The 22,017-nt window shown below is 73.5% G+C and carries 22 protein-coding genes; 15 read left to right on the forward strand and 7 right to left on the reverse strand.

The window, feature by feature from the left end:
* Positions 1–78 precede the first annotated feature (78 nt).
* The 3 genes from AC0OLQ_RS09070 to AC0OLQ_RS09080 all read left to right on the forward strand — a co-directional run bounded on the left by AC0OLQ_RS09070 (position 79) and on the right by AC0OLQ_RS09080 (position 3,541).
* Positions 79–1,431, forward strand: coding sequence for a hemolysin family protein (locus tag AC0OLQ_RS09070; RefSeq protein ID WP_357339742.1), 1,353 nt, complete (start codon positions 79–81; stop codon positions 1,429–1,431).
* Positions 1,428–2,492, forward strand: a complete 1,065-nt coding sequence (locus AC0OLQ_RS09075) for a hemolysin family protein (protein WP_357339740.1) — start codon at positions 1,428–1,430, stop codon at positions 2,490–2,492. The genes AC0OLQ_RS09070 and AC0OLQ_RS09075 overlap by 4 nt, the downstream gene beginning before the upstream one ends.
* A gap of 119 nt (positions 2,493–2,611) precedes the next feature.
* Positions 2,612–3,541: a sporulation protein gene (locus AC0OLQ_RS09080; protein WP_357339738.1), complete on the forward strand. Its 930-nt coding sequence runs from the start codon at positions 2,612–2,614 to the stop codon at positions 3,539–3,541.
* Positions 3,542–3,582: 41 nt separating this feature from the next.
* Here the strand turns inward: AC0OLQ_RS09080 and leuE are convergent, their stop codons facing one another.
* Both leuE and AC0OLQ_RS09090 read right to left on the reverse strand, forming a co-directional pair.
* Positions 3,583–4,251 (reverse strand): leucine efflux protein LeuE, encoded by a 669-nt coding sequence (leuE, locus tag AC0OLQ_RS09085; RefSeq protein WP_484530957.1) that lies wholly within the window; start codon positions 4,249–4,251, stop codon positions 3,583–3,585.
* Positions 4,248–5,495 (reverse strand): bifunctional pyridoxamine 5'-phosphate oxidase family protein/GNAT family N-acetyltransferase, encoded by a 1,248-nt coding sequence (locus AC0OLQ_RS09090; RefSeq protein ID WP_484530958.1) that lies wholly within the window; start codon positions 5,493–5,495, stop codon positions 4,248–4,250. Before AC0OLQ_RS09090 ends, leuE begins: the two co-directional genes overlap by 4 nt.
* A gap of 38 nt (positions 5,496–5,533) precedes the next feature.
* On the opposite strand from AC0OLQ_RS09090, the gene AC0OLQ_RS09095 reads away from it, so the two are divergent.
* Genes AC0OLQ_RS09095 through AC0OLQ_RS09105 form a run of 3 tightly spaced genes read left to right on the forward strand, consistent with a single transcriptional unit; the run spans position 5,534 to position 7,800 of the window.
* Positions 5,534–6,871: an aminotransferase class I/II-fold pyridoxal phosphate-dependent enzyme gene (locus AC0OLQ_RS09095; RefSeq protein ID WP_484530959.1), complete on the forward strand. Its 1,338-nt coding sequence runs from the start codon at positions 5,534–5,536 to the stop codon at positions 6,869–6,871.
* Positions 6,872–6,924: 53 nt separating this feature from the next.
* A complete protein-coding gene (locus tag AC0OLQ_RS09100) occupies positions 6,925–7,047 on the forward strand; it encodes a hypothetical protein (protein ID WP_484530960.1) in 123 nt (40 codons plus the stop codon).
* A gap of 54 nt (positions 7,048–7,101) precedes the next feature.
* On the forward strand, positions 7,102–7,800 hold the full coding sequence (locus AC0OLQ_RS09105; RefSeq protein ID WP_484530961.1) for a UdgX family uracil-DNA binding protein: 699 nt from the start codon (positions 7,102–7,104) through the stop codon (positions 7,798–7,800).
* Between the two features lie 5 nt (positions 7,801–7,805).
* Here AC0OLQ_RS09105 and AC0OLQ_RS09110 read toward each other — a convergent pair whose 3' ends face one another.
* Positions 7,806–8,459 carry a 4a-hydroxytetrahydrobiopterin dehydratase gene (locus tag AC0OLQ_RS09110; protein WP_484530962.1) on the reverse strand — a complete coding sequence of 218 codons (654 nt, stop codon included), beginning with the start codon at positions 8,457–8,459 and terminating at the stop codon, positions 7,806–7,808.
* 93 nt (positions 8,460–8,552) lie between these two features.
* On the opposite strand from AC0OLQ_RS09110, the gene AC0OLQ_RS09115 reads away from it, so the two are divergent.
* From AC0OLQ_RS09115 to rny, 8 genes are all read left to right on the forward strand, one after another.
* Positions 8,553–9,269, forward strand: a complete 717-nt coding sequence (locus tag AC0OLQ_RS09115; RefSeq protein WP_484530963.1) for a GNAT family N-acetyltransferase — start codon at positions 8,553–8,555, stop codon at positions 9,267–9,269.
* 50 nt (positions 9,270–9,319) lie between these two features.
* Positions 9,320–10,462 (forward strand): acyl-CoA dehydrogenase family protein, encoded by a 1,143-nt coding sequence (locus AC0OLQ_RS09120; protein ID WP_484530964.1) that lies wholly within the window; start codon positions 9,320–9,322, stop codon positions 10,460–10,462.
* Positions 10,463–10,533: 71 nt separating this feature from the next.
* Entirely contained in the window at positions 10,534–11,877 is a 1,344-nt protein-coding gene (locus tag AC0OLQ_RS09125; RefSeq protein WP_484530965.1) for an MFS transporter, read from the forward strand.
* A 3-nt stretch (positions 11,878–11,880) separates the two neighbouring features.
* A complete protein-coding gene (locus AC0OLQ_RS09130) occupies positions 11,881–12,081 on the forward strand; it encodes a DUF3046 domain-containing protein (protein WP_484530966.1) in 201 nt (66 codons plus the stop codon).
* A 184-nt stretch (positions 12,082–12,265) separates the two neighbouring features.
* Positions 12,266–13,312, forward strand: coding sequence for a recombinase RecA (gene recA / locus AC0OLQ_RS09135; RefSeq protein ID WP_091269420.1), 1,047 nt, complete (start codon positions 12,266–12,268; stop codon positions 13,310–13,312).
* Between the two features lie 14 nt (positions 13,313–13,326).
* Positions 13,327–14,025 carry a regulatory protein RecX gene (locus AC0OLQ_RS09140; RefSeq protein ID WP_484530967.1) on the forward strand — a complete coding sequence of 233 codons (699 nt, stop codon included), beginning with the start codon at positions 13,327–13,329 and terminating at the stop codon, positions 14,023–14,025.
* Positions 14,026–14,098: 73 nt separating this feature from the next.
* Positions 14,099–14,803: a 3-keto-5-aminohexanoate cleavage protein gene (locus AC0OLQ_RS09145; protein WP_484530968.1), complete on the forward strand. Its 705-nt coding sequence runs from the start codon at positions 14,099–14,101 to the stop codon at positions 14,801–14,803.
* An 823-nt stretch (positions 14,804–15,626) separates the two neighbouring features.
* Positions 15,627–17,393 carry a ribonuclease Y gene (gene rny / locus AC0OLQ_RS09150; RefSeq protein WP_484530969.1) on the forward strand — a complete coding sequence of 589 codons (1,767 nt, stop codon included), beginning with the start codon at positions 15,627–15,629 and terminating at the stop codon, positions 17,391–17,393.
* Positions 17,394–17,468: 75 nt separating this feature from the next.
* Here rny and AC0OLQ_RS09155 read toward each other — a convergent pair whose 3' ends face one another.
* From AC0OLQ_RS09155 to AC0OLQ_RS09170, 4 genes are all read right to left on the reverse strand, one after another.
* The gene (locus AC0OLQ_RS09155; RefSeq protein WP_484530970.1) at positions 17,469–18,356 is read right to left on the reverse strand and encodes an amino acid ABC transporter permease; all 888 of its coding nucleotides are present in this window, start codon (positions 18,354–18,356) and stop codon (positions 17,469–17,471) included.
* Positions 18,356–19,030 carry an amino acid ABC transporter permease gene (locus tag AC0OLQ_RS09160; RefSeq protein WP_484530971.1) on the reverse strand — a complete coding sequence of 225 codons (675 nt, stop codon included), beginning with the start codon at positions 19,028–19,030 and terminating at the stop codon, positions 18,356–18,358. Before AC0OLQ_RS09160 ends, AC0OLQ_RS09155 begins: the two co-directional genes overlap by 1 nt.
* Before the next feature lie 79 nt (positions 19,031–19,109).
* Positions 19,110–19,976: a glutamate ABC transporter substrate-binding protein gene (locus AC0OLQ_RS09165; protein WP_484530972.1), complete on the reverse strand. Its 867-nt coding sequence runs from the start codon at positions 19,974–19,976 to the stop codon at positions 19,110–19,112.
* A 56-nt stretch (positions 19,977–20,032) separates the two neighbouring features.
* Positions 20,033–20,788 (reverse strand): amino acid ABC transporter ATP-binding protein, encoded by a 756-nt coding sequence (locus AC0OLQ_RS09170; RefSeq protein ID WP_484530973.1) that lies wholly within the window; start codon positions 20,786–20,788, stop codon positions 20,033–20,035.
* A gap of 197 nt (positions 20,789–20,985) precedes the next feature.
* On the opposite strand from AC0OLQ_RS09170, the gene selD reads away from it, so the two are divergent.
* Positions 20,986–21,975 carry a selenide, water dikinase SelD gene (gene selD / locus AC0OLQ_RS09175; protein WP_357339655.1) on the forward strand — a complete coding sequence of 330 codons (990 nt, stop codon included), beginning with the start codon at positions 20,986–20,988 and terminating at the stop codon, positions 21,973–21,975.
* Positions 21,976–22,017: the final 42 nt, after the last annotated feature.

Below are 22,017 nucleotides of genomic sequence, written 5' to 3' on the forward strand. Positions count from 1 at the left end.
CCAGGAGGGCAGCAGTAGCCAGCCGGGTCGTGCCCGGCAATCTCTGGACCCGACGGCCCCGGGAGCCCTGAACCTCCCGTGCTGATCCTCGTCGGCCTTGTTCTCATCATCGTGCTCACTGCCGCCACCGGTTACTTCGTGGCCCAGGAGTTCGGTTACGTCGCCGTGGACCGGGGCAAGCTCAAGCAGCTCGCCGACGGTGGCGACCAGGCCGCCGCCCGGGCCCTCGAGGTGACCGGCCGGCTCTCGTTCATGCTCTCCGGCGCCCAGCTCGGCATCACCGTGACCGCCCTGCTGGTCGGTTACGCCGCCGAGCCGTACCTGGGCGCCGGGCTGGCCGACCTGCTCGGCCTCGCCGGCGTCTCCAGCGGGGTGGCGCTGCCGCTGTCGGTGGCGCTCGCCCTGCTCATCGCCACCGTGGTGCAGATGGTCCTCGGTGAGCTGGCCCCGAAGAACCTGGCCATCGTCCGCGCCGAGCCGCTCGCCCGGGCGCTGGCCGGGTCCACCCTCATGTACCTGCGGATCTTCGGACCGGTGATCACCCTCTTCGACCGGGCCGCCGTGCGGCTGCTCCGCCGGGCCGGCATCGAACCGATCGAGGAGCTGCCCAGCGGCGCCACCCCGGAGGACCTGGAGCAGATCATCGCCGAGTCCCGGGAGGAGGGGCGCCTCGACGCCGCGATGTCCGACCTGCTGGACCGGGGGCTCGACTTCCGGGAGCTCACGGCCGGGGAGGCCATGGTCCCCCGGGTCGACGTGCACACCGTACGGGCCGACGAGCCGGTCAGCCGGGTCGTCGAGCTGCTCGACACCGGCCACTCCCGGTTCCCGGTGCGCGGCGCCGAGGGCGTCGACGACCTGGTCGGCGTGGTCGGCATCGCCGACGTGCTCGGGGTGCCGCCGGCCGAGCGGGCGACCACCCGGGTCGCCGCGGTCGCCGTACCCCCGTTGCTGGTGCCGGAGACGCTGCCGCTGCCGACGGTGCTGGACCGCCTCCGGGTCGGGCACCGCCAGCTCGCCTGCGTGGTCGACGAGTACGGCGGCTTCGCCGGCGTGATCACGCTGGAGGACATCGCCGAGGAGCTGGTCGGGCCGATCCGCGACGAGGACGACCCGCCGGAGCGGGCCCCGGCCCGGCAGGATGACGGCTCCTGGGTGGTGCCCGCCCGCTGGCGGATCGACGAGGTCGCCGACAGCACCGGCATCGCGCTGCCCGAGGCCCCCGAGTACGACACCCTCTCCGGCCTGGTCATGCGGGAGCTGGGCCGGGTGCCGGAGGTCGGCGACCGGCTGGAGATCGCCCTGGCCGTCGACGGCGACGAGCCGGACGAGCCGCGCGCTCTGGTCGAGGTGCTCGCCGTGGACCGGCACGTGGCGGACTCCGTCCGGCTCCGGACGACGGCCGGCGTGCACCGGGAGGAGGCGGCATGAGCCCGGGGTTCGCGCTCTTCTTCTCCGCGGTGCTCCTGGCGCTGAACGGCTTCTTCGTGGCGGCCGAGTTCGCGCTGGTCGCAGCGAAGCGGTACCGCCTGGAACAGATGGCCGTCGGCGGCGGCCGGGCGGCCCGCGCGGCGCTGGACGGCGTCCGCGAGCTGAGCCTCATGCTGGCCGGCGCCCAGCTCGGCATCACCCTGTGCACCCTGGGGCTCGGCGCGCTGGCCGAGCCGGCCCTCGAGCACCTGCTGAGCCCGCTGCTGCACACGGTCGGGCTGCCCGACGCGGTCAGTCACCTGGTCGGGTTGCTCTTCGCCCTGGCCCTGGTGACCTTCCTGCACCTGGTGGTCGGCGAGATGGCGCCGAAGTCCTGGGCGATCACCGACGCGGAACGTTCGGCCATGCTGCTGGCGCTGCCGTTCCGGGCCTTCGCCCGGGTCGCCCGCCCGGTGCTCTCCGCGCTCAACGCGCTGGCCAACGCCGTGCTGCGGCTGGTCGGCGTCCGCCAGCAGGACCAGCTCGCCCAGGCGCACGGCCCGGACGAGCTGCGCATCCTGCTGGAGCAGTCCCGCGAACACGGGCTGCTCGGCGCGGAGCAGCATCAGATGCTGACCAGCATGCTGGAGCTGCAGGGCACCACCGTGGCGCAGGTGATGGAGCCGTTCGACCGGATCGTCACGGTACGCCGGAACGACACCGCCGACCGGATCGAGCACGTCTCCCGCGACAGCGGCCGGTCCCGGCTGGCCGTGGTCGACGCCGGCGGCGAGGTCTGCGGCCTCGTCCACGTCCGCGAGGCGGTCCGCGCGGTCACCACCGGCCGGCCCGCGACCGCCGAGGAGCTGATGACCCCGGCGTTCACCCTGCCCGGCGAGGCGTCGGTCACCGAGGCGGTGGCCGCCATGCGCGGCCGCCAGGCCCAGCTGGCGCTGGTCCGCAACGGCGGCGGCCCGACCCGGCCGATCGGTTTCGTCGCGCTGGAGGACCTCCTCGAGGAGGTCATCGGCGAGTTCGACGACGAGACCGACCCGGTGCCGCGAGGCCGCCGCCTGCGCTGACGCGCTGGCCTCTCTTCGGGTGCGTCTGTTGTCGCTCCGGCAACAACGGACGCACCCGGATCCGGGCGGACCCGCCACGGCCGGCGCATGCCGCCGCGGGCAGCGGGAATGCCCGCCGCATGCGGTTGACCGGGGTGTCGTCGGAGTCCGTGTGGACCGGGCTGTCGGTGAGCACCACGTTGCCCAACCCGAGCACCCGCCCCGGCCTGCGCCTCCCCGGCCGCGTCACCCTGGCCGCCGGCGGCACCGACGTCGCCGTCCGGCACATCCGGCTCGGGCTCGTCGCCCAGGTCGAGCCGGAGGATCCGGAGTCACCCCGCCGGCTGGTGCAGTACCACCAGGTGCCGATCGCCGGCCGGTTCGTGGTGCCGGCGGAGCGGCGGCGGGCGGTGGACTTCGCGATCCCGCTGCCCTGGGAGACGCCGGTGACCATCTTCGGCGGGGTGCCGCTGATGAGCCTGCGCACCGGGCTGCGTACCGAGGTGTCGGTCGACCCGGACCTGGACCAGGGCGCCATGGTGCCGGTCTTCGTCCATCCGATCCCGACCCAGCAGCACGTCCTGGCCGCGCTGGAAACCCTGGGCTTCGTGATGCGGCAGGCCGGGCTCCAGCACGGGCGGCTGCCCGGCGTGGAGCAGGGGCTGCCGTTCCACCAGCGGTTGGGTTACTGGGTCGCCCCGCTCTACGCCGGCCCGATCACCGAGCTGGAGGTGATCTTCGTGACCAACGCGGCGGGGCTGGAGGTGCTGCTCTGGATGGACCGCCGGCTCTCCCTGGCCGGGATCACCCACCAGAGCATCAGCCGGTTCCGGGCCTGGCACGCGGGAGCGGACCGGCGGGACTGGGTCGCCACGGTGGACGGCTGGCTGCGGCACGCCATCGACCGGCACGCCGCGGCCGCCGCGCACGCCGACTGGTCCGCCCGGATCAGCGAATCCGCGCACGTCAGCCGCCACCCCGACGAGCCGGTCGCGCCCGGCTACGGCCTCGGCGGCACCGCCGGGGGCGCGGGCGTCGGTGGCGGTGGTGGCGGCGGCGACGGCACCTGACGCCGGCCGCCGCCACCCCGAGGCAGTGAGAAGGCGACGGGTCAGACCGAGGCGGTGGCCAGCTTCAGGCTGAAGCCGAGGAACAGCACGGCGATGGCCGTGGTGCCGGTGGCGGCGAGCCGCCGCCGGCGGTGGAACTGGGCGGCCAGGAAGGTGCCGGTGAGGATCAGCGCGGTCAGGTAGAGCGCGCTGGTCACCTGCGCGATCAGCCCGAGCAGCAGGAACGACAGCGCCGGCCAGGCGTAGCCGGGGTCGACGAACTGGATGAAGAAGGAGATGAAGAAGAGGATCGCCTTCGGGTTGAGCAGGCTGATCACCAGCGCCCGCCGGAACGGGTCGCGCACGGCCGCCGGCTCCGCCGCGTCGATGAGCCGCGGCGTCGCGGGGTCGTTGCGGTCGCGCCAGCGCCGCCAGGCGCCGCGCAGCATGCCCAGCCCCAACCACGCGAGGTACGCGGCGCCGGCGTACTTGACCACCAGGAAGAGCGCCGGGTACGCCTTGAGCAGCGACGCCACCCCGGCGGCGGAGAGGATCATCAGCACCGAGTCGCCGACGAACACGCCTCCGGCGGCCCGGTAACCGGCCGCCACCCCACGGCGGGCCGCCGTGGAGAGCACGAAGAGCGAGTTCGGCCCGGGCAGCAGCACGATCGCCACGGTGCCCAGCACGTACGTCCAGATGTCGGTGATCCCCAGCACGCCGGTCATCATGACGCCGCGGGCACCGCGGGGCGAAGCCGTTCCCGCAGCCTGACCTGTGCGTTTGGCCACTCCTCCGCGAGCATCGAGTAGAGCGCGGACTCCCGCCAGGTGCCGTCGGCGCGCCGGCGGTTGGACCGCAGCGTCCCCTCCCGGACCGCGCCGAGCCGTTCGATGGCCCGCTGCGAGCGCTCGTTGAGGGAGCTGGTCTGCCAGGTGACCCGGATCGCGTCCAGCTCCTCGAACGCCCGGGTGAGCAGCAGCAGCTTCGCCTCGGTGTTGATCCCGGTGCGCCACCAGGGCCGGCCGAGCTGGGTGTAGCCGATCTCGACGGTCCGCAGCTCGGGGTCGGGCTGGTAGTAGGAGGTGGTGCCGACCACCGCGCCGGTCACCGCGCAGCGCTGCACCCAGGGCATCCGCACCCCGCGCCGGTGGGCGTCGAGCGAGGCCCGGACGTGGTCCGCCATCTCCTCGACGCCGGCCGGGCGCGGCGTGCCGACGTACCGCCAGACCTCCTCGTCGTCGAGGGCCGCGTACAGCTCCTCGGCGTGGGACTGGTCGAGGGGCTCCAGCACGACGTGCGCGCCGCGCAGCACCACCGGCTCCAGCCAGGGTGACGGGGCCGGCCGCAGGTACGCCGGCACCGGCGCGGCCACCCCGGCGTCCGGCTCGGGCAGCCCTCTGGTGACCCGCAGCGGCACCACCCCGGCCCAGTACGGCAGCTCGTGGTCGGCCGGCTCGTCGTTGACCCCGGCGGCCCGGGCGCGGACCGACACCTCGCGCAGCGGCAGCGCCAGCACGGCCGTCTCGGCCAGCTCCCGGCGGCTCGGCGGCCGGCTGTCGGTGCTGCGGCCGGCGGCCACCTTCTCGACCAACGCCGTCAGCACGGCGAGCTTCTCCCGCTCGTCGGTGACCAGGCGGGCGGTGCCATGGGCGACCACGGACCGGTAGTTGGCGCTGTGGTTGAACTGCGAACGGGCGAAGACCAGCCCGTCGAGGTGGGTCACCGCGACGCAGATGGGCAGCCCGGCGTCGTCGCGGGCGGCGAGCAGCGGCCGGCTGCCGGTGGAGCCGTGCAGGTAGAGGGTGTCGCCGACGCGGACGTGCAGGGTGGGCAGCAGTCGCGGCTCGCCGTCCACGGTGAACCCGAGCGTGCAGTGGTACGCCTCGTCGAGGACGGCGTGCGCGGCGGCCTCGTCGTAGCTCATCCGGCCCCGCATGCGGGTGGCGGTGGTCCGTTCGGTCGGGGGGTACATGCGACATCCCACCTTTGTTCCAGTACAATCACCAAACTGTGGCAGCACGTTATCAGATCAGCGGCTCCTCGTCGGCGGCGATTTCGGCGTGCGTGGAGACCGGCATCCGGGCCGGTGACCTCGCCCCGGGCGACGCCCTCCCCGCGGTCCGCGCCCTCGCCGCCGAGCTGGGCGTCAGTCCGGCCACCGTCGCGAAGGCGTACCAGGAGCTGCGGCAGCGTGGCCTGGTGGCCACCGCTGGCCGGCACGGCACCCGGGTGCGTCCCCGCCCGCCGGTGGCCACCCGCCGGTCCGCGCTGATGCCCCGGCCGCTGCCCGGCACGCGCAACCTCTCCGCCGGTGAGCCCGACGGCCGCCTGCTGCCGCCGCTCGGTCCGCACCTCGCCGAACTCGCCGCCCAGCTCGGCGTGCCCGGCGGATACGCGGCGGCCGCCGTCCTGCCCGAACTGGCCGCCGCCGCCCGGGACCGGCTCGCCGCCGACGGGGTGCCGGCCGACGAGATCACCGTGACCGGTGGCGCGCTCGACGGCATCGAACGCCTGCTCGCCGCCCACCTGCGCCCCGGCGACGCGGTCGCCGTCGAGGACCCCGGCTGGGCCAACCTGCTCGACCTGCTCGCCGCGCTCGGGCTGCGCGCCATCGGGGTGCCGGTGGACGACGAGGGCCCCACCGCGCCGGGCGTCCGCGCCGCGCTGGCCGCCGGCACCCGCGCGCTGATCGTCACCAGCCGGGCCCAGAACCCCACCGGCGCCGCGGTCTCCGCCGACCGGGCCGCCGAGCTGCGTACGCTCCTCGCCGGCCGGTCCGACCTGCTGCTGATCGAGGACGACCACGCCGCCGAGCTGGCCCGCGTACCCCTGCACCCGCTCGCCGGGGCGACCCCGGCGTGGGCCTTCGTCCGGTCGGTGAGCAAGCCCTACGGCCCGGACCTGCGGCTCGCGGTGCTCGCCGGCGACGAGGCCACCGTGGCCCGGGTGGCCGGCCGGGCCCGGGTCGGCGCCGGCTGGGTCTCCACCGTGCTGCAACGCCTGGTCCTGGCGCTCTGGCGCGACCCGGCCACCGCCGACCTGGTACGCGGCGCGGCAGAGAGCTACGAGCGGCGGCGCGACGGGCTGGTCGACGCCCTGGCGGCGCGGGGCCTGGCCGCCCACGGACGGACCGGGATCAACGTCTGGGTGCCGGTGCCCGACGAGACGGTCGCGGTCACCGCCCTGCGGGACGCCGGCTGGTCGGTGGCCCCCGGCGCGCTGAACCGGATCGCCGCCGCGCCCGGCGTGCGGATCACCGTGAGTTCGCTCGACGAGGCCGACCTCGGCCCGCTCGCCGACGCGGTGGCCCGGGCGGTCCGGCCGGCGCCGGCCGGCTTCACCACCTGAACCGCCGCATGTCCGGGCCGCCGGCGGGTAACCGCGGCCCGGAGGTGAGTGGCATGGCTTCGAACAGGTCCCGGACCGGTCTCTGGATCGGCGTGGCGGTGGTGGTGATCATCCTGGTGATCATCGCGATCGCGCTGGCCTCGCGCGGCGGTGGCGGCGGCGGCTCCGGATACTGACCCGGGTCCCGGGCGCATCCGGCGTCGGTGTCGAAACCGGTATATAAAGCTGGCATGGCCGAGACCGAGAGCGCCCCCGGAGCCCAGAAGTTCATCCCGCCGCAGGCGGACACCATCGACGAGCTGCGCGCCGCCGCGGTCGGCTGCCGGGGCTGCGAGCTCTACCGGGACGCCTCGCAGACCGTGTTCGGCCGGGGCGACGAGAGCGCCCGGGTGGTCTTCGTCGGGGAGCAGCCCGGCGACATGGAGGACCAGAAGGGGCTGCCGTTCGTCGGCCCGGCCGGCCGGCTGCTGCGCAAGGCGGTGGACGACGCCGGCATCGACCCCGGCCACATCTACCTCACCAACGCCGTCAAGCACTTCCGCTTCGAGCTGCGCGGCAAGCGGCGGATCCACCAGACGCCGGACCGGGTGCACATCACCGCCTGCCGGCCCTGGCTGGTGGCCGAGTTCGCCCGGCTGCACCCGGAGATCGTGGTGGTGCTCGGCGCCACCGCCGCCAAGGCGCTGCTCGGCCCGACGTTCCGGGTGACCAAGCAGCGCGGCGAGCTGCTGCCGTGGCCGGCCGCCGCGCAGCACCCGGAGGACTTCGCCCGGGTCCCGGTGGACAGCGCCGGCAAGGTCGCCGACGCCCCGGAGGCCCGGCTGCTGGCCACCATCCACCCCTCCGCGGTGCTCCGCGCCGACAACCACGACGTCGCGTACGAGGGGCTGGTCAAGGACCTGAAGGTGGCCGGCCGGGCGCTGCGCTGAGGCGGTTAGTCGCGCCCCTGCCAGGTGCAGAGGCAGACCCGGTTGCCGTCGGAGTCGGCGAGCACCCAGAAGTGCGGCGCCGCCTCGTCACTGACCAGCGTTCCGCCGGCGGCCAGCGCCGCCTCGATCCGCGGCCCCACCTCCGCCGGGTCCACCCACACGTCCGGATGCCAGCGCTGGCGGGGCTCGTCGCGGCCGGACTCCTGGAACCACACGGTGGGCAGCGCGCCGGCCGGATCGCGCAGCTCGTCACCGAACCCGGGCCCGGCCAGGTGCTCCACGGCCAGCACCGCCCGCCAGAACGGCAGTACGGCGGCGAAATCCGGGCTGTCCAGGGCGAGTTCGAGCCGGGCGACGCCGGCGTGCGCCGGGGACAGGCCGGCCTCGGCGGCGAGCGCCGAGATGGCCCGGGCCAGCCGGACGTCGCGGTCGGTGACGCCGCGCGCGTCGTGCGACCAGAGCCGCACGTCGACGTGGGTGTAGCGCAGGTCCAGGTCGGGATGGTGGTCCCGCCGTTCGGCCTCGGCGCCGATGGCGTCCACCAGCGACAGTCCGGCGGCGAAGTTCGGCGTACGGATGCGGGTGTGCAGGGCGCCGAGCAGGTAGGTCCACCCGTCCAGCGCGGCGTCGGCGATCTGCTTCCCGGTCAGCGTGCTCATCCCGCCATGCTGGCGTACCCCGGGGCTTTGGACCAGTGCGACGGCGGCGGAATGGACCTGCGCGGCGGGCGGCCCGGGCCGTAGCGTCGCGGCATGACCGCCGCTGATCTTGACCGGTCCGTGCGCAACGCCGCCGCGCTCTGGACCGCCCTCGCCGAGGCCCGGGGCCACGCGCTGCTGCGCCGGCCCGGCTTCCTCGCGGTGACCGGCGGCCGACGCACCGGGCTGCGGATCCTGCTGCGCACCCCGGACCCGGCCCCCGACGACCGGGCCGCGCTGGCCGACCTGGTCCGCCGGCGGGTCGGCCCGGTCACCGTCGAGGACCAGTACGCCTCCGTGGATCTCACCGACCTCGGCCTCACCCCGAGCAGTCTGCCGGTGCTGGTCCGGCGCCCGGCGCCGGTGCCCGACCCGTCCCTGCCGGTCACTCCGGTCGAGCGCCCCGACCAGCTCGACGTGGCCGAGGACGTCGTGGTGCGCGGCTTCCCCCTGGAGCCGCTGCAACCGCGCCGTCCCGGCGAGGCGTTCCCGGCCGCCCTGCTGGACCGGCCCGAGGTGGGGTTCTTCCTGATCCACTCGGGCGGCGCGGCGGCCGGCGCCTGCCTGACCGTGCGGGACGAAAGCGTCGGCCTGTACTGGATGACCAGCCTGCCCGAGCACCGCTCCCGGGGCGTGGGGCGGAACCTGCTGCACGGCGTCCTCGGCCGGCTCGGCGAGGTGCCGATGACGCTCACCGCGGCGCGCGCCGGCCGCCCGCTCTACGACTCGCTCGGCTTCGTCCCGGTCGCCGACGCCACCTGGTGGAGCTGAGCAGGATTCGCCCCTGGGCAGCGGGGGTGGGCGGTGCCAGACTGGCCGCCATGGAGCAGCATCTCTACGAGCCCGTTCACGAAGAGTTCCGGGACCTGTGCCGTCAGTTCCTCGCCCGGGAGGCCGTGCCGCACCACGAGCGCTGGGAGGCCGACGGGATCGTCGACCGGGAGGTGTGGCGCCGGGCGGGCGCGGCCGGGCTGCTCGGCATGGACGTGGACCCGGAGCACGGCGGCGGCGGGCAGCGCGACTTCCGGTTCAACGCGGTGCTCGACGAGGAGATCATCGCGGCCGGTTGCACCGGGCTGGGCTTCGGGCTGCACAACGACGTGGTGGCCCCGTACCTGACCGAGCTGACCACCGACGACCAGCGCAAGCGCTGGCTGCCGGGCTTCTGCTCCGGCGACCTGGTCACCGCGATCGCGATGAGCGAGCCGGGCGCGGGCAGCGACCTGGCCGGCATCCGTACGAGCGCGGTCCGCGACGGCGACAGCTGGGTGCTCAACGGGCAGAAGACGTTCATCACCAACGGCGAGCTGGCCGACCTCGTGGTGGTGGTCGCCAAGACCGCCCCCGACCAGGGCGCGCACGGGGTGAGCCTGATCGTGGTGGAGACCGGCACGCCCGGCTTCGGCCGGGGCCGGCGGCTGGCCAAGGTCGGCCTGAAGGCCAACGACACCGCCGAATTGTTCTTCGACGACTGCCGGGTGCCGGCGGAGAACCTGATCGGCACCGAGAACCACGGCTTCTACCACCTGATGGCCAACCTGCCCCGGGAGCGGCTGAGCATCGCGGTCGCCGCGGTGGCGGCGGCGGAGAAGCTGCTCGCGATCACCCTCGACTACGCCCGTTCGCGGGAGGCGTTCGGCCGGCCGATCGGGCGGTTCCAGCACAACCGCTTTCTCCTGGCCGAGCTGGACACCGAGGTCACCATCGCGCGGACCTTCGTCAACCACTGCGTGGCCGAGTACAACGCCGGCCGGCTCTCGGTGACCGACGCGGCGAAGGCCAAGTGGTGGACCACCGAGCTGCAGAACAAGGTGGCCGACCGCTGCGTGCAGCTGCACGGCGGCTACGGCTTCATGCTGGAGTACCCGGTGGCGAAGGCCTGGCTGGACAGCCGGGTGCAGACCATCTACGGCGGCACCACCGAGATCATGAAGGAGATCATCGGTCGGGGACTCGGCCTGTAGCTGAACGGGGTCCCGGCGACCCGGTCGGGTGCGGGAGGATGGGTCACCCCTTACCCCCAGGAGCACCCGCCATGGCCACCGACCTGACCACGCCCGCGCCGAGCCGGCTCGACGTCGCCCCGATCCAGCGGCGCACCGTCCGGCTGCTCTTCCTCACCCAGATCATCGGCGGCATCGGCGTCACCATCGGCATCTCGGTCGGCGCGCTGCTCGCCGCCCGGGTCGCGGGCACCGCCCTGGCCGGGGTGGCGCAGAGCGCCGGGGTGGTCGGCGCCGCGCTGCTCGCCGTGCCGGTCACCCGGATCATGGCGGCCCGCGGCCGGCGGCCGGGGCTGGTCACCGCGTACCTGGTCGGGGCCGTCGGGGGCGTGCTCGTGGTGGTCTCCACCGTGCTGCACCTGGTGCCGCTGCTCTTCGTCGGCATGCTGCTCTTCGGCGGCGGGACCGCGGCCAACCTCCAGGCCCGCTACACGGCCGTGGACCTGGCCGAGCCGGCCCGCCGGGGGCGCCAGCTCTCGCTGGTCGTCTGGGCCACCACCATCGGCGCGGTGGCCGCGCCGAACTTCGCCGCGCTCGCCGACGCCACCACCCGCGGCTGGGGCCTGCCGGCGCTGGCCGGCCCGTTCGCCTTCAGCGCCGCCGCGTTCGTGCTGGCCGCCGTCGTACTGGCGGGGTTGCTCCGGCCCGACCCGCTCCTCACCGCCCGCCGGCTGGCGGCGGCCGAGACCCCGGCCGACCCGGTCGCGGCGCCGGGTGGGACGGCCCGGCGCCGCGCGGGCATGCGGTCGGCCTGGCGCACGGCACGCGAGCGGCCCGCCGCCCGCCTCGGCATCGCCGCGGTGGCCATGGGCCACCTGGTGATGGTCGCCGTGATGTCGATGACCCCGGTACGCCTCGGCGAGTCGCACGCCGACGCGGACGTGCTGCGGGTGGTCGGCATCGTGCTCAGCCTGCACATCGCCGGCATGTACGCGCTCTCCCCGCTGGTCGGCTGGCTCACCGACCGGCTGGGCCGGCGTCCGGTGATCCTCGGCGGCGTGGCCCTGCTGCTGGCCGCGTGCGCGGTCGCCGGCACCGCCGGGCACCACACCCCGCTGCTCTCGGTGGGCCTGGCCCTGCTCGGGCTGGGCTGGTCGGGCACCATGGTGGCCGGCTCCACCCTGCTGTCCGAGTCGGTGCCCACCGCCGACCGGCCCGGCGTGCAGGGCCTCTCCGACCTGGTCATGGGGCTGGCCGGGGCGGCCGCGGCGGCGGCGAGCGGGTTTGTCATGCGGGCCGTGGGTTATCCGACGCTGACCCTGCTGTCGGCGATCGCGGTGGTGCCACTGGTGGCGCTAGCGTTGCGTCCGGCGCCGGTCGCGGAGCCGGACGAGCTCCGGCGTCCTTCGGACGACCTGCCCGACGAGGAGGAGTGACACGTGCGGCTGACCGACTTCTGGGCGCGGCTGGAGGAGGCGTTCGGGCCGGGCTACGCGGCCAGCATGGCCAGCGACCAGGTGCTGCCCCAGCTCGGCGGGCGGACCATCCAGCAGGCCTTCGCGGCGGGTGAGGAGACGCACGTGGTGTGGCGCGCGGTCGTCGCCGCGTATCCCGACCGGGTACCCGCGCGACTACGCTGAGCAGCCTTTTCGCCGGTTCCGCGTGTCGCTTGTCGAGTCGTACACCTGTTCGGCTATTGTCCACAGCGGGGTGCTCGTCCACAGCTCGCGGCCCGTCGGCTGGTTTTCTGTCGGACCCAGCGCCTAGCGTGTCCGCGTGACGCGAAGCTCAGGAAAGACGCCGGCGAAGGCAGGGGTGGCAACGATGGCGGCAGGGCCCGACCGGGAGAAGGCACTCGACCTTGCTCTCGCTCAGATCGACAAGCAGTTCGGCAAGGGTTCGGTGATGCGGCTGGGAGAGCGGCCCGTCGTCCAGACGGCGGTCATCCCGACCAGCTCCATCGCGCTCGACGTGGCGCTCGGCGTGGGCGGTCTGCCGCGCGGCCGGGTCGTCGAGATCTACGGTCCCGAGTCCAGCGGTAAGACCACGGTGGCCCTGCACGCGGTGGCCAACGCGCAGCGGGCCGGCGGCATCGCAGCCTTCATCGACGCCGAGCACGCGCTCGACCCGGAATACGCGAAGGCCCTCGGCGTCGACACCGACGCCCTGCTGGTCTCCCAGCCGGACACCGGCGAGCAGGCGCTGGAGATCGCCGACATGCTGGTCCGCTCCGGCGCGATCGACATCATCGTGATCGACTCGGTCGCGGCCCTGGTGCCGCGCGCCGAGATCGAGGGCGAGATGGGCGACAGCCACGTGGGTCTCCAGGCCCGGCTGATGAGCCAGGCGCTCCGGAAGATCACCGGTGTGCTCAACAACACCGGCACCACGGCGATCTTCATCAACCAGCTCCGCGAGAAGATCGGCGTGATGTTCGGCAGCCCGGAGACCACCACCGGTGGTCGGGCGCTGAAGTTCTACGCCTCGGTCCGGCTCGACGTGCGCCGCATCGAGAGCCTCAAGGACGGCACCGACGTGGTCGGTAACCGCACCCGGGTCAAGGTTGTGAAGAACAAGGTCGCCGCGCCGTTCAAGCAGGCCGAGTTCGACATCATGTACGGCAAGGGCATCTCCCGCGAGGGCTCGCTGATCGACGTCGGCGTGGAGCAGGCGATCATCCGCAAGTCCGGCGCCTGGTACACCTACGACGGTGACCAGCTCGGCCAGGGCAAGGAGAAGGCCCGCGAGTTCCTCCGGGAGAACCCGGACGTGGCGGCCGAGATCGAGAAGAAGATCCTGGAGAAGCTCGGCGTCGGCACCGGCGCGGGCGACGCCGCCGGCGGCCCGGAGCTGCCGCCGGTCGACTTCTGATCCCCGGCTGACCCGTGGCAGGACGACGCGCTCGTACGGGGCGGGGCTGGGACGCCAGCCCGCCCCGCACGGGTGACGCCACCACTCCACCCCGGCCGCGCCGCGGTCGCCGGGGCCGGGCCGAGGAGCCCGATGCCGAGGCGCCTCCCGCGCCGCCTCGCGACGAGGCCGAACTGGCGCGGGAGATCTGCCTGCGGCAGCTCGCGGTCCGGCCGCGTACCCGGGCCGAGCTGGCCGGCGCCCTGGCGAAGCGAGGCATCTCCGAGGAGGTCGCCGAGCAGGTCCTCGACCGCTACGACGAGGTCGGCCTCGTGGACGACGCCGCCTTCGCCCGGGCCTGGGTGAGCAGCCGGCACACCGGCCGCGGGCTGGCCCGCCGGGCACTCGCCAACGAGCTGCGCCAGCGCGGCGTCGACGGCGAGGTGGCCAGCGAGGCCCTCGACGAGCTCGACGAGGAGACCGAGGCGGAGACCGCCCGGGCCCTGGTGGAGCGGAAGCTGCGCTCGTCCCGGGGCGAGCCCGACGCGGTGTTCCGTCGCCTGGTCGGCATGCTGGCCCGCAAGGGCTACCCGGCCGGCGTGGCCATCCGCGCCGTCAAGGACGCGCTGGCCGCGCAGAGCGCCGAGGCGGCCGAGTTCGCCGAGCACATCGACGCCGACGCCTTGGCCGACGCCGAGAACGACCTCGACCCCGCCGCCCGTCCCCTCGACTGACCCCGGCCGGTCTCGCGATCATGAGGTGCGCGCCGGGCTGCCTGGTCATGGTCGATTCCTGGGGAGGTGTGCGGTGTTGAAGGCGTGCCTGAACGGCGGGCGGCGGCGGGAGGAGCATCCGGCGGTGCCGGTGACGCCGGAGCAGTTGGCGGCCGAGGCGGTCCGGTGTGCGGCGGCCGGGGCGGCGGCGGTGCACGTGCACCCGCGCGACGCCGCCGGCGCCGAGTCACTCGACCCGGCCGTGATCGCCGCGGCGGTGACCGCGATCCGGGCCGCTCGGCCGGGCCTGCCCGTCGGGGTGAGCACCGGCGCCTGGATCGCCCCCGAGCCCGCCGACCGGGTCGCCGCCGTACGCGCCTGGGCGGTGCTGCCCGACTTCGCCTCGGTCAACGCCCACGAACCCGGCGCGGCCGCCGTGGCGGCCGCCCTGCACGAGCGGGGCGTCCTGGTCGAGGCCGGCCTCTGGACCGTGGCGGCGGTCGACGCCTGGCGCCGCTGGCCCGCGCCGACCGGCCGGGTCCTCGTCGAGTGCCTGGCCGAACAGGTCGACGTGGCCCTCGCCGACGCCGCCGCCATCCTCGCGGCGCTACCCGCCGCCCGCCCGCCGGTGCTGCTGCACGGCGAGGGCCCGGCGACCTGGCCGGTGCTCGCCGAGGCGGTACGCCGTGGCCTGGACACCCGGATCGGCCTGGAGGACACCCAGGTGCTGCCGGACGGCTACGCCGCACCGGACAACGTGGCGCTGGTGCGGGCGGCCCGCACCCTCGGCGCCCACTGAACCTCCGCCTGCCCTTCGCCGCTTCGAGATCTTGGACAGTTGCTGTCCGTGACGAACAGCAACTCTCCAAGATCCGTCACGCACGGCCGAGCGGAGCGTGCCGGCGCGCGGTGAGTCGTTCACGTCATCAAGTTCGTAGCCGGCAGGAGAGAACCGAGCGAGCGATCGGCGGGGTGCAACGCGAATCACCCTTGTGAAAGTTGTCGGCCCGCCGGCGGCGGTGACGGCACGCCCCGCAGCGGCCCCGGTGACGGTCGCGTCGTGGCTCTGAGCAGGTCGGGAAGGTGACGGAGGCGGCCCTGAAGGGTGAAATTTGTCCGTCCGTGTCCGGCATCTGGACAGCGCTGCGTGATCCTCCAACTTCTCTCCGTCCGGGTGGTTTGATCATGAGTTCTTGACCGAACGGCCCCTGGCGACCTAGCCTCGCCATACAGGCTCACTTTGCCCGACCAGCGCAGGCTAAGCGCACAACATAGATCTCGTAACAGAACAGCATCACTTTGGCCAGCTTCACCGGCCTTTGACGGCAAGCTCCGGACGGCCGGTCCGGAGCCGACCCGACAACTGCAACCGGCCGCCGGCGATGCCCCGACGTGGGCACCGCCGACGGAAAGCTACCCACAGCCAGCCGCTCCGGTCGGGCGTCCAGAGTCGCAGGTGCGTGCTCACCCGCACGCCGCCTGCGGCGCCGACGTTCAGGGGAGGCGGCCATGGCGGGGCGGCACAGGATCACCGGCGGTCTTCCACGTGCTGCCGGCCGCTCTTCGCCGGGCGGCTGCCCGGGCCAGGCCGGAGTGGGCACGCCCCGGCTCGGAGCGGCCGGATGAGCGCCTTCGACGTCGTCATCCTCGCGGTGGTCCTGCTGCTCGTCGTGGTGGTGGTCGGTGCCGTCCTGTTCGGCGTGCGTACCGTGCGCCGGCTCAGTCTCGCGCCCGCCCCCGAGGATCCGGCCTTCATCGCCGAGAAGGACCGGCAGGAGCAGTCCCTGGCGGCCCTGCGCAACGCCGCCGACGAGGCGAACAGCACGATCGACGTGGCGAAGTCCGCCGCCGCCGCGGCCCGGACCGAGGCAGCCGCCGCCAAGGCCGAGGCGAAGGCGGCCCGGGCCGAGGCCCGGCGGGTGCTCGACGACGCCCGGGCCGAGGCCGACACGGTGCTGGAGCGGGCGCACAAGCAGGCCGAGGCCGACGCCGAGCAGCTTCGCGCCACGGCCCGGCGCAGCGGCGAGCGGGAGGTGGCGGTGCTCGCCGCGACCACCCGGGAGCAGGCCGCGGAGGTCGAGCGGCGGGCGGCCCGGATGGACGAGCGGGAGCGGCTGCACACCGAGGAGGTGGAGCGGCTCGCCGAGCGGGAGCGGCAGCTCACCGCCGCCAGCGCCGCGCTCGCCGCCCGGGAGGCCGGCCTGGTGGAGCGGGAGCAGGCGCTCGCCGAGGCGGAGGAGCAGCGCCGCCGCGAGCTGGAGCGGGTCGCCGGACTGACCGCCGACACGGCCCGGGCCGAGCTGGTCGAGTCGATCGAGGGGCAGGCCAAGCGGGAGGCCGCGCTGCTGGTCCGGGAGATCGAGGCCGACGCGCGCGGCACCGCCGAGCAGCGGGCGCGGCACATCGTGGTCGACGCCATCCAGCGGGTGGCCAGCGAGCAGACCGCGGAGAGCGTGGTCAGCGTCCTGCACCTGCCCGGGGACGAGATGAAGGGGCGGATCATCGGCCGGGAGGGCCGCAACATCCGCGCCTTCGAGTCGGTCACCGGGGTCAACCTGATCATCGACGACACCCCCGAGGCGGTCCTGCTCTCCTGCTTCGACCCGGTGCGCCGGGAGGTCGGCCGGCTCACGCTCGAGAAGCTGGTGCTGGACGGCCGGATCCACCCGCACCGGATCGAGGAGGTCTACGACCTGGCCCGGCACGAGGTGGAGGAGCTCTGCCACCGGGCCGCCGAGGACGCCCTGGTCGAGGTCGGCATCACCGAGATCCACCCGGAGCTGGTCACCCTGCTCGGCCGGCTGCGCTACCGGACGTCCTACGGGCAGAACGTGCTCAAGCACCTGGTCGAGACCGCGCACATCGCCGGCATCATGGCCGCCGAGCTGCGGCTGGACGTGCCGACCATCAAGCGGTGCGCGTTCCTGCACGACATCGGCAAGGCGCTCACCCATGAGGTGGAGGGCAGCCACGCCATCATCGGCGCCGACCTGGCCCGCAAGTACGGGGAGAGCGAGGAGGTGGTGCACGCCATCGAGGCGCACCACAACGAGGTGCCGCCGCAGACCATCGAGGCGGTGCTCACCCAGGCGTCGGACGCCTGCTCGGGTGGGCGGCCGGGCGCACGGCGGGAGAGCCTGGAGGCGTACGTCAAGCGGCTGGAGCGGATCGAGGAGATCGCGGCCGGCAAGCTCGGCGTCGACAAGGTCTTCGCCATGCAGGCGGGCCGGGAGATCCGGGTGATGGTCAAGCCGGAGGACGTGGACGACATCGGCGCGGCGGTCCTGGCCCGGGACGTGGCCAAGCAGATCGAGGAGGAGCTGACCTACCCCGGTCAGATCCGGGTGACCGTGGTCCGCGAGTCCCGGGTCACCGAGATCGCCCGCTGACCGGGGCCGGCGTCACGACGAAGCCCTGCCACCTCCGCGAGGTGACAGGGCTTCGTCGTGTGGACGGGCGGACGGTCAGCCCTGCGGCTCCGCCACGGTGGCGCCACCGGCCGGGGTCGAGTCCGGCGCCGCGGTCTGCCTCGGGATCCGGAAGCCCCGCCGCCGGGTACGCCGGTCCAGCCACCCGGCCAGCGCGGTGAGCAGTGAGTTGATCACGATGAAGATGGCGGCCGCCACCATCGCGGCGGCGACCACGTTGCCGTAGTTGGCCGAGAGGTCGTTGACGCCCCGCTGCAGCAGCTCGGGGAAGGCCACGATGTAGCCGAGCGCGGTGTCCTTGAGCAGCACGACGAGCTGGCTGACGATCACCGGCAGCATGGCCCGGGCGGCCTGCGGCACCAGGATCAGCCCCATCACCTGGCCCTTGCGCATGCCCACCGCGTAGCCGGCCTCGGACTGGCCACCCGGGATGGAGCGGATGCCGGCGCGGAACGCCTCGGCCAGCACCGACCCGTTGTACAGGGTGAGGCCGACGACCACCGACCAGAACGCCGAGACCGGCCCCTGAATGAGGAACGGCACGCCGTAGAAGATGAAGAAGATCATCAGCAGCAACGGCACGGCCCGGAAGAACTCCACCACCACGCCGGCCGGGATCCGAAGCCACCAGTGGTCGGAGAGCCGCCCGACCGCGAAGACGATGCCGAAGGCCAGCGAGAGCACCATGCCGGTGGCCGCGGCATACAGCGTCTGCAGCAACGCCGGCAGGATGAACTGGGTCCAGGTCTTCGGCTCGGTGAAGGGCTTCCACAGCCGGCCCTCCCACTGGCCGGCCTGGTCGAACTTGCTGTAGAGCCACCACAGCAGCGCAAGCAGGGCGACGCCGAAGACGATGCTTAGCACGCGGTTGCGGACGCGGGCCCGCGGCCCCGGGTGGTCGTAGAGAATGGAGCTGGTGCTCATCAGCGCTTCACCGCCAGTCGGTTGGCCAGCCAGCCGAACAGGTAGCCGGTCGGGATCAGGATCACGGCGAACGTGCCCGCGAAGACCAGGAAGATCGGGATGACGGCATCGCCGTTGCTGTTGATCAGATCCTTCATGACGCTGGACGACTCCATCAGCCCGATGGTGCCGACGATCGTGGCGTTCTTGTACAGCGCGATGAGCACGCTGCCCAGCGGGGCCACCACGGCCCGCCCGGCCTGCGGCAGGATCACGATGCGCAGGGTCTGGAAGAAGGTCAGTCCGATCGCGCGGGCCGCCTCCGCCTGACCGGCCGGGACGGTGTTGACACCGGAGCGGACCGCCTCGCAGACGAACGCGGCGGTGTAGACCGACAGGCCGACCACCCCGAGCCAGTAGTTGTTCAGGTCCAGGTCGTCCGACAGCCGCAGACCGAGCGTGGAGAAGAGGCCGAAGTAGCAGAAAAAGATGATCAGCGTGAGCGGCGTGTTGCGGAAGATGTTGACCCACGCCGCGCCGAGGCCGCGCAGCACCGGCACCGGTGACACCCGGAACGCGGCGAGCAACACGCCGAGCACCAGCGAGAACACGGCCGAGGCGCCGGTGAGCTTGAGAATCCAGAGAAAACCCGACACGTACGCGTCGAAGTTGGTCGGATCATCGAATACGTGCATGCGTCGACTCCCGGGGCACGTCGTCGGCGTCGCGACAGGCCGGGGCCGGCACCCTCACGGATGCCGGCCCCGGAACCGGTCAGACGCTGCCGCAGTTGGTCAGCTTGGTGGTGTCCAGCTCGGGTGCGGCCTTGCCGCTCTTGCCCAGGGTGGCGTCCCAGGCGGCCTTGTAGGTGCCGTCCGCGGCGGCGGCCTTGAGGATCTCGTTGACCTTCTCGCAGCCGTCCTTGTCGTCCTTCTTCAGGCCGATGCCGTAGGGCTCGGTGGAGAAGGGCTTGCCGACCACCTTGAACTTGCCGGCGTACTGGGACTGCGCGGCGTAGCCGGCGAGGATGATGTCGTCGGTGGTCACCGCGTCGACCTGGCCGTTCTCCAGCAGCGGCAGGCACTTGGAGTACGAGTCGAACTGCTGGAGCTTCGCCTTCGGGTGGTCCGTCTGGATCCGCTTGGCCGGAGTGGAGCCGGTCACCGAGCAGACCGTCTTCCCGTCCAGCGCCTCCGGCCCGGTGAGGGTGGAGTCCGCCTTGACCAGCAGGTCCTGACCGGCGATGAAGTACGGGCCGGCGAAGTTGACCTTCTGCTTGCGCTCGTCGTTGATCGTGTAGGTCGCCACGACCAGGTCGACGGTGCCCTGCTGGATGAAGGGCTCGCGGTTGGACGACACGGTGGTCTTCCACTCGATGTTGTTCGCGTCGACGCCGAGGCCCTTGGCCACGATCTTGCCGATCTCGATGTCGAAGCCCTCGTACTGGCTGCCGGTCTGCAGGCCCAGGCCCGGCTGGTCGGCCTTCACGCCGATGACCAGCTTCTTCTGGTTCTGCGCCTTGCCGACGATGCCCTTGGCCCCGCTGCTGCCGGAGCCGCCGTCCCCGTCGCCGCCACAGGCGCTCATGCCGAGCGCCAAGGTCGCCGCCGCGGCGACTGCCGCCACGCGCTTCATACGCATACTCATCTCCTTCTTCGAAAGAGCCGCCGGGGGACGGCGCGCTCCACTACGGACGCTCAGTGCGTGAGGATCTTGGAGAGGAAGTCCTTGGCCCGCTCGCTGCGCGGGTTGGCGAAGAACTCGGCCGGCGGCGCGTCCTCGACGAGCCTGCCGTCGGCCATGAAGATCACCCGGTTGGCCGCGTGCCGGGCGAAGCCCATCTCGTGGGTGACCACGACCATGGTCATGCCGTCGCGGACCAGCGAGGTCATCACCTCCAGCACCTCGCCGACCATCTCCGGGTCGAGCGCGCTGGTGGGCTCGTCGAAGAGCATCGCCTTGGGCTGCATGGCCAGCGCGCGGGCGATGGCCGCCCGCTGCTGCTGGCCGCCGGAGAGCTGCGCCGGGTACTTGTCCGCCTGGTTGGCGATGCCGACCCGGTCGAGCAGGGCCAGGCCGCGCTCGCGGGCGGCGGCCGGCTTCTCCCGGCGCACCTTGACCGGGCCCAGCGTGACGTTCTCCAGGATGGTCTTGTGCGCGAAGAGGTTGAACGACTGGAACACCATGCCGACCTCGCTGCGCAGCTTGGCCAGCGACTTGCCCTCGGCCGGCAGCGGGGTGCCGTCGAAGGTGATGGTGCCCGAGTTGATCGGCTCCAGCCGGTTGATCGCCCGGCAGAGCGTCGACTTGCCGGAGCCGGACGGGCCGATGACCACGACCACCTCGCCCCTGCCGACGGAGAGCGAGACGTCGTCCAGCACGTGCAGCGGGCCGAACCACTTGTTCACCCCGTCGAGCACGATCAGCGGTTCGCCCGTCGTCACGTCGTTCACCGTCCCTGTCGTCCATACGGAAAGCGGGGTCGCGAGACCCCCGGTTGGGCCACTGTAGGCGGGGTGAAGTGGCGGAACGCAACTCGAATGGTCACGGAGCGGTAACACCGGTCACGGCCGTACCCGTGAGTCCGAATTCCGTCACGGAACGGGGCGTCCGAGTGGCGGCCACCGCGGTTCACGGAGATCATGTGGGGATGACTGACCGGCTCCGGCTGACCGATTACGCCCGCGGCGGCGGGTGCGCCTGCAAGATCCCGCCGGGCGAGCTGGAGACGATGGTCGCTGGCCTCGCGCCGGCTACCGGCGCCGCCGAACTGCTGGTCGGTCTGGAGCACGGCGACGACGCCGCGGTGGTCCGGCTCGACGAGCGCACCGGCCTGGTCAGCACCGCCGACTTCTTCACCCCGGTGGTCGACGACGCGTACGACTGGGGGCGGATCGCCGCCGCCAACGCGCTCTCCGACGTGTACGCCATGGGCGGCACCCCGCTCGTGGCGCTCAACCTGCTCTGCTGGCCCCGCGAGGTGCTGCCGCTGGAGCTGGCCCGCGAGGTGCTGCGCGGCGGTCAGGACGTGGCCCGGGAGGCCGGCTGCCACCTGGCCGGCGGGCACAGCGTGGACGACGACGGCCCGAAGTACGGCCTGGCGGTCACCGGGGTGGTCCGGCCCGAGGAGCTGATCACCCTGGACGCCGGCCGGGCCGGCCTGCCGCTGTCGCTGACCAAGCCGCTCGGCGTCGGCGTGCTGAACACCCGGCACAAGCGGACCGGCGAGCGTTTTCCGGAGGCGGTCGCCTCGATGGCCCGGCTCAACCGGGACGCGGCCCGGGCGGCCGTCGCGGCCGGGATCCGCTGCGGCACCGACATCACCGGGTTCGGGCTGCTCGGGCACGCCTCGAAGCTGGCCCGGGCCAGCCGCCTCACCGTGGCGATCGACGCGGCCGCGGTGCCCTACCTGCCCGGCGCCCGGGAGGCGCTGCGCGACGGGTACGTGAGCGGCGGCACCCGGCGCAACCTCGACTGGGTGACCCCGTGGACGGACTTCGGCGGGGTGGACGAGGGGGAGCGGCTGCTGCTGGCCGACGCGCAGACCTCGGGCGGGCTGCTGGTCGCGGGCGAGGTCCCGGGCGGCACGGTGGTCGGTGAGCTGCTGCCGGCGAGCGAGCACCTGATCCGGGTCCGCTGAGGAGCGGTGTCGGGTTCCCGCGCCGGGCGCGATCCCCGGGGA

This window comes from Micromonospora sp. Utrum1 (assembly GCF_057197805.1).